This window comes from Stenotrophomonas maltophilia, assembly GCF_013464485.1.
Lineage (GTDB): Bacteria > Pseudomonadota > Gammaproteobacteria > Xanthomonadales > Xanthomonadaceae > Stenotrophomonas > Stenotrophomonas maltophilia_AW.
In genome coordinates this window covers 82,341-95,363 of sequence record NZ_RAUX01000016.1, presented here as the reverse complement: position 1 = coordinate 95,363, position 13,023 = coordinate 82,341, and the positions used below count along the sequence as shown (strand labels likewise).

10 protein-coding genes, 1 pseudogene and 2 riboswitches are annotated in these 13,023 nt (G+C 67.8%); of the genes and pseudogenes, 3 read left to right on the top strand and 8 right to left on the bottom strand.

Going from position 1 to position 13,023, the window contains the following annotated elements:
* Nucleotides 1-34: 34 nt before the first annotated feature.
* From sppA to D7Y61_RS07975, 4 genes are all read right to left on the bottom strand, one after another.
* Nucleotides 35-1,957: a signal peptide peptidase SppA gene (sppA, locus tag D7Y61_RS07990; protein ID WP_180865824.1), complete on the bottom strand. Its 1,923-nt coding sequence runs from the start codon at nucleotides 1,955-1,957 to the stop codon at nucleotides 35-37.
* Nucleotides 1,958-2,072: 115 nt separating this feature from the next.
* Entirely contained in the window at nucleotides 2,073-3,437 is a 1,365-nt protein-coding gene (locus D7Y61_RS07985) for an MATE family efflux transporter (RefSeq protein ID WP_180865823.1), read from the bottom strand.
* A gap of 300 nt (nucleotides 3,438-3,737) precedes the next feature.
* Nucleotides 3,738-4,313: a DUF3106 domain-containing protein gene (locus tag D7Y61_RS07980; protein WP_180865822.1), complete on the bottom strand. Its 576-nt coding sequence runs from the start codon at nucleotides 4,311-4,313 to the stop codon at nucleotides 3,738-3,740.
* Nucleotides 4,306-5,310: a hypothetical protein gene (locus tag D7Y61_RS07975; RefSeq protein ID WP_180865821.1), complete on the bottom strand. Its 1,005-nt coding sequence runs from the start codon at nucleotides 5,308-5,310 to the stop codon at nucleotides 4,306-4,308. The genes D7Y61_RS07980 and D7Y61_RS07975 overlap by 8 nt, the downstream gene beginning before the upstream one ends.
* A 413-nt stretch (nucleotides 5,311-5,723) precedes the next feature.
* On the opposite strand from D7Y61_RS07975, the gene D7Y61_RS07970 reads away from it, so the two are divergent.
* Entirely contained in the window at nucleotides 5,724-7,901 is a 2,178-nt protein-coding gene (locus D7Y61_RS07970; protein WP_180865820.1) for a primosomal protein N', read from the top strand.
* A gap of 48 nt (nucleotides 7,902-7,949) precedes the next feature.
* Here D7Y61_RS07970 and D7Y61_RS07965 read toward each other — a convergent pair whose 3' ends face one another.
* Both D7Y61_RS07965 and D7Y61_RS07960 read right to left on the bottom strand, forming a co-directional pair.
* Entirely contained in the window at nucleotides 7,950-8,570 is a 621-nt protein-coding gene (locus tag D7Y61_RS07965) for a glutathione S-transferase family protein (RefSeq protein ID WP_180865819.1), read from the bottom strand.
* Nucleotides 8,571-8,685: 115 nt separating this feature from the next.
* Nucleotides 8,686-9,462: pseudogene (locus D7Y61_RS07960) on the bottom strand (NYN domain-containing protein); the annotation flags it as partial.
* A gap of 123 nt (nucleotides 9,463-9,585) precedes the next feature.
* Here D7Y61_RS07960 and D7Y61_RS07955 point away from each other — a divergent pair.
* On the top strand, nucleotides 9,586-10,866 hold the full coding sequence (locus D7Y61_RS07955) for an NAD(P)/FAD-dependent oxidoreductase (RefSeq protein WP_180865818.1): 1,281 nt from the start codon (nucleotides 9,586-9,588) through the stop codon (nucleotides 10,864-10,866).
* Between the two features lie 83 nt (nucleotides 10,867-10,949).
* Here the strand turns inward: D7Y61_RS07955 and D7Y61_RS07950 are convergent, their stop codons facing one another.
* Both D7Y61_RS07950 and D7Y61_RS07945 read right to left on the bottom strand, forming a co-directional pair.
* Nucleotides 10,950-11,381 (bottom strand): nuclear transport factor 2 family protein, encoded by a 432-nt coding sequence (locus tag D7Y61_RS07950; protein ID WP_180865817.1) that lies wholly within the window; start codon nucleotides 11,379-11,381, stop codon nucleotides 10,950-10,952.
* 144 nt (nucleotides 11,382-11,525) lie between these two features.
* A complete protein-coding gene (locus D7Y61_RS07945; protein WP_180865816.1) occupies nucleotides 11,526-11,801 on the bottom strand; it encodes a GIY-YIG nuclease family protein in 276 nt (91 codons plus the stop codon).
* A 40-nt stretch (nucleotides 11,802-11,841) separates the two neighbouring features.
* Nucleotides 11,842-11,931, top strand: a riboswitch (glycine riboswitch).
* A gap of 13 nt (nucleotides 11,932-11,944) precedes the next feature.
* Nucleotides 11,945-12,048, top strand: a riboswitch (glycine riboswitch).
* A gap of 84 nt (nucleotides 12,049-12,132) precedes the next feature.
* Between D7Y61_RS07945 and D7Y61_RS07940 the strand changes: the two genes are divergently transcribed.
* A complete protein-coding gene (locus tag D7Y61_RS07940; RefSeq protein ID WP_005411215.1) occupies nucleotides 12,133-12,750 on the top strand; it encodes a trimeric intracellular cation channel family protein in 618 nt (205 codons plus the stop codon).
* Nucleotides 12,751-13,023: the final 273 nt, after the last annotated feature.

Here is a 13,023-nt window from a genome sequence, read left to right as displayed (position 1 = left end):
CAGTTGATCCACGCCACGCGTGGATGGCTTCCGATCAGAACCCGCAGAAGCAGTACGCCAGCGCCTTCACCGGCGCGCCGTTGCCTTTCTCGCGGGCCGCGTTCTCGACGAAGCGCAGCTGCGTATCCACTTCCGGCATCGTGCGTGCCAGCATCATCCGCGCCATGCCCGAGTCGGACAGCATCCAGGCACCGGCATGGCTGCCGGCGAAACCGCTGACGAACTGCGCGAACGGCGTCGCCGCCTTCTCGATGTAGCGCACGCGGTAAGCATCGGCCTTGCCCAGCTTGGCACGGCTGGCGGCGTCGGCCACCGCATCCTTCAAGCCACCGAAGGCATCGACCAGACCACGTTCCTTGGCCTGCGCACCGCTCCACACGCGGCCACGGGCCACCTCATCGACGGCTTCGACCGGCTTCTTGCGGGCGTCGGCAACGCGACCGGTGAAGTCGGCATAGCCCTTGTTGATCACCGTCTGGATGACCTGGCCCACGGCCGGATCCATCGGGCGGGTGACATCGAATGCACCGGCGAAGCGCGTTGTACCGACACCATCAGTGTGCACGCCGATCTTGTCCAGTGCGCGGCTGAAGTTCGGAACCATGCCGAAGATGCCGATCGAACCGGTGATGGTCGACGGATCGGCATAGATGCGGTCCGCGTTCATGCTGATCCAGTAGCCACCGGAGGCGGCCAGATCACCCATCGACACCACCACCGGCTTGCCGGCGGCCTGCAGGGCCACCACTTCGCGGCGGATCTGCTCGGAGGCGAACACTTCGCCACCCGGCGAATCGACGCGCAGCACCACGGCCTTCACGTTCTCGTCGTCGCGCGCGGCGCGCAGCAGCGCCGAGGTCGACTCGCCACCGATGCGCCCGGCCGGCAGGTCGCCGCCACTGATCTCGCCGGCGGCCACCACCACTGCTACCTGCGGACGGTTGTCGACCGGGTTGCGCCGCGCGTCGAGCTGGCCCAGGTAGGTGCCGAAGTCGACGTTGCGGAAACCGCCGTCGGCATCGTCATCGGCCACGCCGCGCTCGATCATCAGATCCTCGAATTCCTCGCGGGTCTTCAGTGCAGTCACCAGCTTCTGCTGCAGGGCGAACTTGGCCAGGTCGCCACCGGCAGCGGCGACGCCTTCCGGCAGCGTGTCGATGCCGGCGGCCAGCTGCGCCGGATCCAGGCGGCGGGCCTTGGCGATGTCGGCCAGGTAGCGCTGCCACACGTCGTTCATCCAGAACAGGTCGGCTTCCTTGGAGGCCGGCGAGGCGGCGTCGAGCACGTACGGTTCTGCGGCAGACTTGTATTCGCCCACCTTGAACAGGTGCACGTCCACGCCCAGCTTTTCCTGCAGGCCGGTGCGGAAGTACTGGCGGTAGCGGCCCAGGCCCTCGAGCACCACCGAGCCCATCGGATCCAGGTAGACCTCGTCGGCCTGTGCGGCCAGCAGGTACTGCGACTGGCCCATGCTCTCGCTGTAGGCCACCAGCTGCTTGCCGGACGCACGAAGGTCCTGCAGCGCCGCGGCCACTTCACGCAGCGAGGCGAAGCCCGACGGCTGCAGCTTGTCCAGCTCCAGCACCACGCGCTCGATCTTCTTGTCTTCCTTGGCCGACTCGATCACCCGCAGCAGGTCGCGCAGCTGGATCTCTTCGGCGCCGTTGTCGCCCACCGCCTTGGCCAGCGCACGGCTGACCGGATCAGCGCTGAACTGCTCGACCAGGCGGCCTTCCGGCGCGATCACCAGGGTGGTGCGGTCCTGCAGCGATTTGCTGGCACCGGCGCCCATGCCGGCGGCGATGACGAACATCACCAGCAGCAGGAACAGCAGGCCGAAGAACACCAGGTTGAGGATCAACCGGCGGGTGAAATTCATCACGTCCCACAGCCCGATGAAGAAACTGGCGACGGGGTTGCGACGCGCCGGGGGCAGCGGGGGCACGGGTTGATTCATGGAGCGCTCCGGATGGCTTTTTGCCGTGATACCAGCATAGCCGGTGCCGCGTGATGCGGCATCGGACACAAGTCAGGGGATCGCCCGTCACGGGTGAGCGTGGCGGGCGGGAAGATCAGGGCAGCGCGGATTGCCCGATGCGCTGGCTGCTGCGGCGCAGGCGCCAGCCCATCAGGATCGCCGCAGCGGTCAAGCCGACGATCAGGCCGATCCACATGCCCTGCGGGCCCATGCCCATACCCAGGCCGAGCCCGGCGCCAAGCGGCATGCCCAGGCCCCAGTAAGCGAACATGGCGATGAACATCGGTACCCGGGTGTCCTTCAGGCCTCGCAGCGCACCGGCCGACAGTACCTGGATGCCATCCGGGAACTGGAAGGTGGCCGCATACAGCAGCAGCGTCGAGGCCAGGCCGGCCACGGCCAGGTCGTTGGTGTAGACACCGACGATGGCATCGTGGCCGAACAGCAGCACCGCCGCCGACAACGTCTGCGTACCCATGATGATCGCGTAGCCAGCCCAGGCCGCACGCCGTACACCGAAGCCATCGCCACGGCCGACCGCATGGCCGACACGCACGGTGGTGGCCTCGGCCACACCCATCGGGATCATGAAGCACAGCTGCGCGACGTTGATCGCGATCTGGTGCGCGGCCGCTTCATTGGCACCGAGGCGGCCGATCAGCAGCGCAGTGACGATGAACAGGCCGCCCTCCATCAGCACGGTGATGCCGATCGGCAGGCCGGTACGCAGCAGCTCCCAGATCGCCTTCCAGCGCGGCCCCTCGAAGTGCGAGAACAGCTGCAGGTGGGCGAAACGCTTGGTGAACCACAGGTAGGTGGCGAAAGCGATGGCCTGCAGCCACATCATCACTGCCGAGGCAATGCCGAGGCCCTCGGCACCCATTTCCGGGAAACCGAGCTTGCCGTTGGCCAGTACATAGCCCATCGGCGCCAGCACCAGCAGGCCGCCGAAGCCGAGCAGCATGGTCGGCAGCGTCCAGTGCATGCCCTCACTGAGGTAGCGCATGCAGAAGTACAGGGTCAGCGCCGGGCCGCCCCAGCGCACCGCATGCAGGAACGCGGTCGCCCCCGGCACGATGTCCGGCGCGATGCCGAAGGCCGGGAGCAGCGGCGGCACCACCGTGAGGAAGGTGAACATGATCAGGCCCAGGCCCAGCGCCAGCCACAGCGCCTGGCGGAACAGCGGGCCGATCTCGCGCTCGCGGCCAGCGCCATGCAGCTGCGACACCGACGCGGTAAGCGAAATGAGCGTGCCGATCGGAATCAGCATCGGCAGCCACAACAGCGCCGTGCCGATGGTGACCGCGGCAAGGGTGGCCGTGGCGTGGTGGCCGGCAATGACGTTGTCGACGAAGGAGATCAGACCGGTGGACACATGCCCGAGCACAAGCGGCAGGGCGAGCAGACCGGTGGCGCCGACTTCCTTGCTGAAGCGCGGCGTGGAGGTTGCAGTAGACATAAGGTGCTTGACGCGAACTACGGTTGCGCGCGAAGGGCACAGGCACCGGGTTGCGGCCGGTCATCTTACGCGTGCAGCGCACGCATTCCCATGACATGGCGTGAATGCCGGGTTCCGGCAGGCCTCGCTGCGGTAGAGTCGACTGTTAGTCGACTGCGCTTTTGGTCGACTGCGCTTTGGGCCGACTGCTCTTCCATCACGCCGCGAAAACCCCGCGCTGCGCGCGGAAGTCGACTGACAGTCGACTCTACCCATCGACGCTAGCCATCGACGCTACCCGCCGACGCTACGCCTTCGGGTTTACTGACCCGCCTGGCGCTTGAGCCAGGTGTCGCGCTCGGCGGCCGGCACGGCGAGGAACGCGCTTCGCACCGTGTCGCGCTCCTGCGGCGGAGTGCGCTGCGCAACCAGGGCCAGCTGGGCCAGCTGCGCCGGGCTGAGCTGGCGCAGCACGGCCAGCGCGGCCTCGCGCTGTTCCGGCGGGACGAAGCCAAACAGGCCATGCAGTTTGGGGAATTCCAGGCCCAGCTGCGGGCCCAGCCGCCAGCCTTCGCGGAATGCCTGGTCCTGTGCCTGGAACTGCTGGCGCAGGCGCTGCTGCTGGTCGGCCGGCAGCGCATTGAATCGCGCAGCGGCCTGGCGGATCCGCTCGCGCTCGCCCTCCGGCAGGGCGCGCCAGGCCGCGTAGTCGGCGCGACGCTGGCGCTGCTGCTGGGCGTCCAGCTGTGTGAATGCCGACGGCGCAGCGGCAGGAGCCAGAGCGTACGCCTCGCCCCCCGCCGATGCTGGCGGTAACGGTACGTTCAAGGTCTGCGGCGCGGCCGAAAGCGACAACGGCAGGGCCAGCAGCACGCTGGCGAACACGGTCTTATTCATCGGCAGCAGCGGTTTCCAGCGTGGCGCTGGCCGGCTCGGGCCGGCTCGGCTTGGATTGCGATTCATCCATCGGCAGTGGTCCGCCGGCGGCGGTCCAGGCATACAGATCGGCATCGGCTACCAAGGGGTAATCACGGTCTGCCAGCATGGCGGCGTCATCGGTGGCCTGGGCTGGGGTCGCATCCGGCGTGGCGTCGACCTTGCTTGGCGGAAGGGCTTCCACGGTCACCGGACCGGCCTCGCCCACCACGCCTTCCGGCAACGGTGCATCACTGTCGAACGAACGGCCCTGCCAGTGGCGCCAGCCCAGCGCGGCAACCAGCAGCACGGCCACGGTCACCAGCAGGATCAGCGGGCCGCGCCAGCGTGACTTGGCATTCGGACGCCGCCGCTTGCCAGGAGTGGCCGCACGTTCATCGCGCTGCGGGGCGCGCCAACTGGAAGTGGGCGCTTCATTGCCGCCGGCCGGCGCGGCTGGCTGCTGAAGCTGCTGCAGGCGTTTGGCCGGCAGGTCGCGGATACGCAGCTGCACCTGTTCGGCCAGCTGGCGCCAGGCGGATGCATCGGGCTGGCCCTGTGCGTCGCGGGGGCAGGCATCGGCCAGCAGGTGCTGGTAGCCCGACTCGTCCTGGTCGAGCACGCGCATGGCAATGCCCTCGTCCAGGCTGCCGCCCACCCGCAGCAGGAGCGCCAGGCGCGGCAGCGGCTCCATCTCGCCCAGTGCGGCCAACGGCGGAGCCCACTGCCCGCCCGCCGGTTCGCGCAGCGCCTGGCGCTGGCCCAGCAGGGTCCAGAAGCGGGTCGGCCATTGCGCCATGGGCAGGTCGCTGGCGACGGCGGCAAAGGCGCGCATTACCGCCACCAGGGTCTGCTCGGCGCGTGCGGCATCGCCACACTGCAGTTCAGCCACCACCAGGGCGCGGCGTTCGACGCCACGCAGGAACGCCGACAGTGCGCCGGCCGCGGTCGAGGAAACAGGGGCGGGCACAGCCGTCATCGGTCACTCCAAAGGTCTTCCGGCATGATAGCGGCAGCCCACGGAGGCCCCTAGGACTTGCGCCAACAGGCACTTCGTGCTGCAGGTTGTGCACAGCACCACGCCTGCGCCGGGAAAAACTACGGCATCCAGCTGAATTCACTCTGTTTCAGCAATGTTTCACACTCAAGCCATTGATTTTCAATGCTTTTATTATGTGGCGATTTTTTGACCAACCCGAGCACGAGGCCGTCGCTATCGGCCTCCTGCGTGCCCGCCGGCCGGTAACGCACAACGTTATCCACAGAACATGTGGATAAGGCTGAATCTCCAATGGACACCGATATTTAGGTGACATTTATGATTCAACGGCGGCTCCCGGGACGCCCCTGCCCGCTGCCATCCGCGCGCGCAAGGCCCGTTACACTGGCCCGATGCTTTCACCCATTCCGACCCTGCAGGTCGCCCTCCCCGTCCCGCTGCCGCGCCTGTTCGACTACCTGTTGCCGGAAGGCGATGGCCCCACCGTCGCGGTCGGCTGCCGCCTGAAGGTGCCGTTCGGCAACCGCGAGCTGGTCGGCGTGGTGGCCGGCCACAGCCAGACCGATGACGGCCAGGGACTGCGCCAGGCCTTGGCCTGGTGCGACCCGCAACCGCTGCTGCAGGGCGAGCTCTGGCAGAGCCTGCAGTGGCTGGCGCGCTACACCCATGCGCCACTGGGCGAGGTGCTGAGCACCGCCCTGCCCGGTCCGCTGCGCCATGGCGAGGCGCTGCCCGATACCCACCACTGGGGCTGGCAGCTGACCGCCGAAGGCAACGCCCAGCGCGAAAAACTGCGTGCTGGCAGCCGCCCCCGTCAGCTGGCCGAACTGCTGGCCGACGCCATCGTCGATGAGGACGTGCTGGGCGAACGCATGGACGACTGGCGCACCGCCGCGCGCAGCCTCGCCAAGCGGGAACTGGCCGAGCGCGTGGCGCTGAGCGTCGCTCCGCAACATGCGCAGCCGCTGCCCGGCCCCACGCTCAATCCGGACCAGGCCGAGGCCGTGGCCACGATCAACGCTGCCCAAGGCTTCCAGCCGTTCCTGCTGGACGGCGTGACCGGCAGCGGCAAGACCGAGGTCTACCTGCAGGCGATCATCCACTGCCTGGCGCAGGGCAGGCAGGCGCTGGTGCTGGTGCCGGAAATCGGCCTCACCCCGCAGACCCTCGCGCGCTTCCGCGGCCGCCTCGGCATCGCGGTGCATGCGCTGCACTCGGGATTGAACGACAACGAGCGCGCGCGCGTCTGGGCCGCCGCGTCACGCGGCGAGGCACGGGTGATCGTCGGTACGCGTTCGGCGGTGTTCACGCCGTTGCCGCAGGCCGGCCTGCTGATCGTCGACGAGGAACATGACGGCAGCTACAAGCAGCAGGACGGCATCCGCTACCACGCGCGCGACTTTGCCCTGGTGCGCGCCAAGGCACTGGGCATTCCGGTGCTGCTCGGCAGTGCCACCCCCTCGCTGGAAACGCTGCACAACGCCTACGCCGGGCGCTACACCCACCTGCGCTTGAAGCAGCGCGCCGGTGATGCGCGGCCACCGCGCGTGCGCATCCTGGATGTACGCAAGCGGCCATTGCATGACGGCCTCTCTGCCGATGTCCTGGCCGGTATCGGTGAGCACCTGCAGCGCGGCCAGCAGGTGCTGGTGTTCAAGAACCGCCGTGGCTACGCACCGGTGCTGCTGTGCCACGACTGCGGCTGGACCGCACCGTGCAACCGCTGCGATGCACCGATGACCGTGCATGGCGGCGGCCGTCGCCTCCAGTGCCATCACTGCGGCGCGCGACAACCAGCACCGCTGGCATGCCCCGCGTGCGGGAGCCTGGCGCTGCAACCGCAGGGCATCGGCACCGAGCGCTTGGAAGAACATCTGACCGCCGCCTTCGCCGACTTCCCGGTGGTGCGCATCGATCGCGGCACCACGTCACGCCGCGATGCACTGGAGCAACAGCTGGCGAAACTGGGTGACCAGCCCGGCATCCTGGTCGGCACGCAGATCCTGGCCAAAGGCCACGACCTGCCCAAGCTGACCCTGGTGGTGGTGGTCGGCATCGACGAGGGCCTGTTCTCGGCCGACTTCCGCGCCAGCGAGAAGCTGGCGCAGCAGCTGATCCAGGTGGCGGGCCGTGCGGGCCGTGCGCGTGATCCCGGCGAGGTCTGGCTGCAGACCCATCACCCCGGGCATCCGCTGCTGGAAACGTTGGTCAGCGGTGGCTACCACCCGTTCGCGCAGGCCGAATTGAACCAGCGCCAGGCCGCTGGATTTCCCCCGTTCGCGCACCTGGCGCTGATGCGCGCCGAAGCGCAGCAGGTGGAGCATGCCAATGCATTCCTGATGGCAGCGCGGCAGCTGCTGGGCGAACAGAACGTGGTTGAGGCCTACGGGCCGATGCCGGCGCCGATGCCGCGGCGGGCCGGGTACCAGCGCGCGCAGCTGCTGCTGTCGGCACTGCAGCGGCCGCCGCTGCATGGGGTTCTCGCGCAGCTGGTACCGCAGCTGTATGCACTGCCTCAGGCACGCAAGGTGCGCTGGTCGCTGGATGTGGACCCGACGGACCTGTATTGAAGGGTCGGAGCCCACCCGTCGGGGGGATCCGACCCCGAACGCCGCCGCTTACGTCAGCGGCGACATCACGCCACGCTGGTAGGCCGGGCGTTCGCGCAGGCGGGCGTACCAGTCGGCCAGGTGCGGCAGCTCCGGGCGCTGGATCGGCAATTCGAACCATGCGTAGATCTGCGAGCCCAGCGGGATGTCACCCATTGCGAACGTATCGCCGGACAGCCACGGCTGCCTGGCCAGCGTAGCGTCGGCCATGGCCAGATAATCGCCCGCTCGCAGGATGGCGGCATTGATCCTCGATTCGTCGCGGTCGGCCGGGGCGGTGCGCATGATGCCCCAGATCAGGTCGCTGTACAGCGGCGCCATCCGCGAGGTACTCCAGTCCATCCACTTCTCGGCCTGGGCACGTTCCATCGGGTCTTCGGCGTACAGCGTGCCCAATGCGTAGCGTGCGCTCAGGTAGCGCACGATGGCGTTCGATTCCCACAGCGGCAGGCCGTGGTCTTCGATCACCGGCACCAGGCTGTTGGGATTCATCGCCAGGTATTCCGGCGTCTGCGTGCCACCGTGGCTGCCACCGACCTCTATGGACTCGTACGGCACGCCGATCTCCTCGGCACACCACAGCACCTTGCGGACGTTGCTGGAATTGCGACGGCCCCAGATTTTCAACATGCGGGTTTTCCTTGCTGGCAATGCGAGCGGCAACGATACGCCTGATCGGGTGGGGTGTGTGCGTGCCGGATGCTGGATCTGGCAGCCGGGCACTGCCGGCCAGCGGCCGGCACTACCGGTTCTTTTTTGGCAACGCGCGCACGTAGGACGACTTGCCGTCCTTCTTCAGTTCAAACAGGCCGATCGCCGCCAGCAGATCGCTGAGCTTTCCATAGCCATAGTTGCGCGGGTCGAACGAGGCCTGGTTGCCGATCTGGCTGCCCACCGGGCCCAGGTGCGACCAGCCATCCTCGCCCTCGGCGGCCGAAACCGCACGGCGCAGCATTTTCACCAACCGGGTGTCGCTGCGCATTTCCGCGCCGCTCTTGCGCGGCCGGGCATCGTCGTTGGCCACAGGCTCATTCGATGCCTGTTCGCTGGACGCCTGTTCGGTATCCGGCACGCTGGCATGGGTCTGGCCCAGTGCTTCCAGATAGGTGAACTTCGAGCACGCGTTGACGAACGGTTCCGGCGTTTTCTTCTCACCGAAGCCATAGACCTTCACGCCATCGGTCAGCAGGCGCATCACCATCGGGGTGAAGTCCGCGTCGCTGGAAACGATGGCAAAACCATCGAGGTTGCGCGCGTAGAGCAGGTCCATGGCATCGATCACCATCGCCATGTCCGAGGCGTTCTTGCCCTTGCTGTAGGCAAACTGCTGGATCGGACGGATCGCGTATTCGTGCAGCACGGCTTCCCAGCCCTTCAACCGCGGGCTCTTCCAGTTGCCATAGGCGCGGCGCACGTTGGCCACGCCGTAGCGGGCCACTTCGGCCAGCACCTCGTCGATCTTCGAGGCCGGCGCGTTGTCGGCGTCGATCAACAGGGCGATGCGCTTTTCCGGTTCGCTCATGGACTCCTCGCGGGCGGTTGCCTGAACCCGAGTATCGCCGATCCACGCGGGCGCTGACGTGACAGGTCGCCGCCGTGCGAAGATGCCAAGCGCTTCCCCCAATGCCCCCACTGGAGTGAGTCGATGAGTCGCGAGCGCGTTCCCCACCTGGTCGTTGTCGGCGGCGGTTTTGCCGGTCTCTGGGCCACCCGTGCCCTGGCCCGCGAGCGCATACGCATCACCCTGGTCGATCGCCGCAACCATCATCTGTTCCAGCCGCTGCTGTACCAGGTGGCCACCGCAGGCCTGTCCGCGCCGGATATCGCCGCACCGCTGCGCCACATCCTCGGCCACCAGCGCAATGTGGAAGTCCGCCTCGGCGAAGTGGTGGCCATCGACAAGCAGGCCCGGCAGATCCGCATGGCCGATGGCAGCGCGCTGGACTACGACAGCCTGCTGCTGGCAACTGGCGCCACCCACGCCTACTTCGGCAACGACCAGTGGGCCGATGATGCGCCCGGTCTGAAGACCCTGGACGACGCCATCGCGCTGCGCCGAAAGCTGCTGCTGGCGTTCGAGCGCGCCGAGGCCGAACCGGACCCGGCGAAGAAGGCCGCGTGGCTGAGTTTCGCCATCGTCGGCGGTGGTCCTACCGGTGTTGAGCTGGCTGGCACCCTGGCCGAGATCGCTCGCCACACCCTGCGCAATGAATTCCGCCATATTGACCCGGCCAGCGCCAAGGTACGGCTGGTCGAAGCCGGGCCACGCGTGCTGTCCTCGTTCCCGGAAGTGCTTTCGCTGAAGGCGCGCCGGCAGCTGGAAAAGCTCGGCGTGGAAGTGCTGACTGGCACCCCGGTGAGCGACATCGACAGCCAGGGCTTCAAGCTCGGCGAACACTTCGTGCCGGCACGCACCGTGGTGTGGGCCGCCGGCGTGGCCGCCTCACCGCTGGCGCGTACGCTGGAGGTGCCGCTGGACCGCGCCGGGCGCGTGCAGGTGCAACCGGACCTGACCCTGCCCGGTCACCCCGAGCTGTTCGTCGCAGGCGATCTGGCCGCGCTGAACCAGGCCAACGGCAAACCGGTACCCGGCGTGGCCCCGGCCGCCAAGCAGATGGGCAAGTACGTAGCCGAGGTGATCCGCGCGCGCCTGCATGGCAAGGCAGAACCCGGCCCGTTCAAGTATGCCGACTACGGCAATCTGGCCACCATCGGCCGCATGGCCGCGATCGTGCACCTGGGCCGTCTGCAGCTCTCGGGTGTGCTGGCGTGGTGGTTCTGGCTGGCGGCACACGTGTTCTTCCTGATCGGCTTCCGCAACCGCGTCGTGGTGCTGCTGAACTGGGCCGTGGCGTACTGGAGCTACCAGCGCAGCGCGCGCATCATCTTCGGTGATGATCAGGACGACCGGCGGCCGAGGCGGTAGGGTCGCACGCATGTTCCTGTAGAGCCGAGCCCACGCTCGGCTGCACGTTGCGCGGATTGCAGACGTCCGGCATGGGCCCGGCTCTACGGCGCCTTCGGCTTCGGGTACCACAGCGCATTGACGATGACCCAGCGCTGGTCGAAGCGTCCCATGTGGAAATAATCGACGAACCACGGCGTTTCCAGCCGTACCGAGGCCGCGTTGCCAGTCACGTCCAGCACCGTGCAGCGGCGGTCCCATTGATCCTTCGGGGTCTTCAACGCGCCCTGCTTCGTCAACGAGACCAGTTCTTCCTTCGACATGCGGCGCAGGCCAAGGCGCTCATCGGGTGTATCACCGAGGACCGCGCGCTTGGCCAGGTCCGGGTGCAGGGAACGCGCGACGCGCTCCGGGTCCGCCTCCAGCTGGCCGTCGACGTAGTCGAGACAGGTGGCTTCGATGGCCGCGAGGGTGGCCGGGGCGGCCGGCGTGCTGGCTGATGCGGAGAGAGCGAACAGCAGGGCAATCGTGGACATCCGGGGCTCCAGCTCCGAGGGCTGGGCGATCATGGCATGGCCGGAAGCACCCATCCACGCATGGCGTGGATCTACCGTAGAGCCGAGCCCATGCTCGGCCTCCCCATCAGGCAGCAGCAACGACAGCCGAGCATGGGCTCGGCTCTACAGAAGCGCAGGATCCGGTGTCTGCAGCCAGGCCAGCTTGCGTTCCCGCGGCTGCTGCTTGAGCTGCCATTCGGCGCGGGAGGCCGCCGAGCGGTCCGGGTACTCGCGCACGGCCAGCACGCGCAGTGGCGGGCGGGCCCGGGTGTAGCGCGCGCCCTTGCCGGCCTGGTGGGCAGCGAAACGCGCGTCCACGTCGGTGCTGATGCCGGCGTAATAGCTGCCATCCCGGCATTCGAGCAGGTACAGGAACCAGGGGCGGAGGGACGGGGCCATGCCAGGATTATGCCGTGCTGCACTGCAGCGGATATACTGGAGGCCGAATGCAGGAGAGAGGCGCCGCGCTGGCGCCCGCCGAAGGCGCAGGCTCCCATGATCGCTCAGGCCGGTGGGCTGGAATCCCACCAACCATGCATTCGACTCGCCGAGCTGGAGAGAGGTCACCGGGCATGCCCGGGACGATCCGCCGAAGGGGCACGCGGCCCACGCCGCTGAACTCTCAGGCAAAAGGACAGCGGGAGCGGCACCGGCCATCGTCATCCCGTCATTGCGCAGGCAGTGGCGGTATAGGCGCATGGCCGGCCCCACCGCGCCGGGAGCCCGCCCCATGTTGCTGTCCATCATCTACCTGATCGCCATTTCCGCCGAAGCCATGACCGGCGCGCTGTCCGCCGGCCGCCGCCGCATGGACCTGTTCGGCGTGGTCATGATCGCCTGCGTCACCGCCCTCGGCGGTGGTTCGCTGCGCGACATCCTGCTCGGCCATTACCCGCTGGGCTGGGTGAAACACCCCGAGTACCTGGGCTTCACCGTCTGCGCGGCGCTGATCGCCACCTGGGTGGCGCGTTGGATGCACCACTTCCGCCGCACCTTCCTGGTACTTGATGGCCTGGGCCTGATCGCCTTCACCCTGATCGGCTGCTCGATCGCGCGCGAAGCCGGCCACGCGATGCCGATCGTGCTGATTGCCGGCATGCTGACCGGCGCGTTCGGCGGCGTGCTGCGCGACATCCTCTGCAACGAAGTGCCGCTGATCTTCCAGAAAGAGCTGTACGCGATCATCGCGCTGCTGACCGGCGCGGCCTATCTGCTTCTGCTGCACTGGGGCGTGGCCGATGCAACCGCCATCCTGTGCTGCCTCGGCGGCGGCTTCGCGCTGCGCCTGCTGGCGATCCACTATCGCTGGGAAATGCCGAAGTTCGTGTACCACGACGAAGTGCATTGATTGTTTGACGATAGTGTCGGCCCCTGGCCGACAACATGGCACATGCCCGCAGATTCCAGCAGGTTGCCGGCCAGCGGCCGACACTACCGAATGCGTTGCATGACCATGGTCATGCGGCATTGGCCGGGGTGATTGGCTACCATTGTCACCCCGTCGCTGTCGCGACGGCATCCAGCCACGCCGCGCCCGCGGCCCCGCCAGACACTCCCTCCCCGCTGCCCGTGGTGCCATCAACGCGCCGGCGGGCCCGCCCGCATATCCCTGCGCACGCAG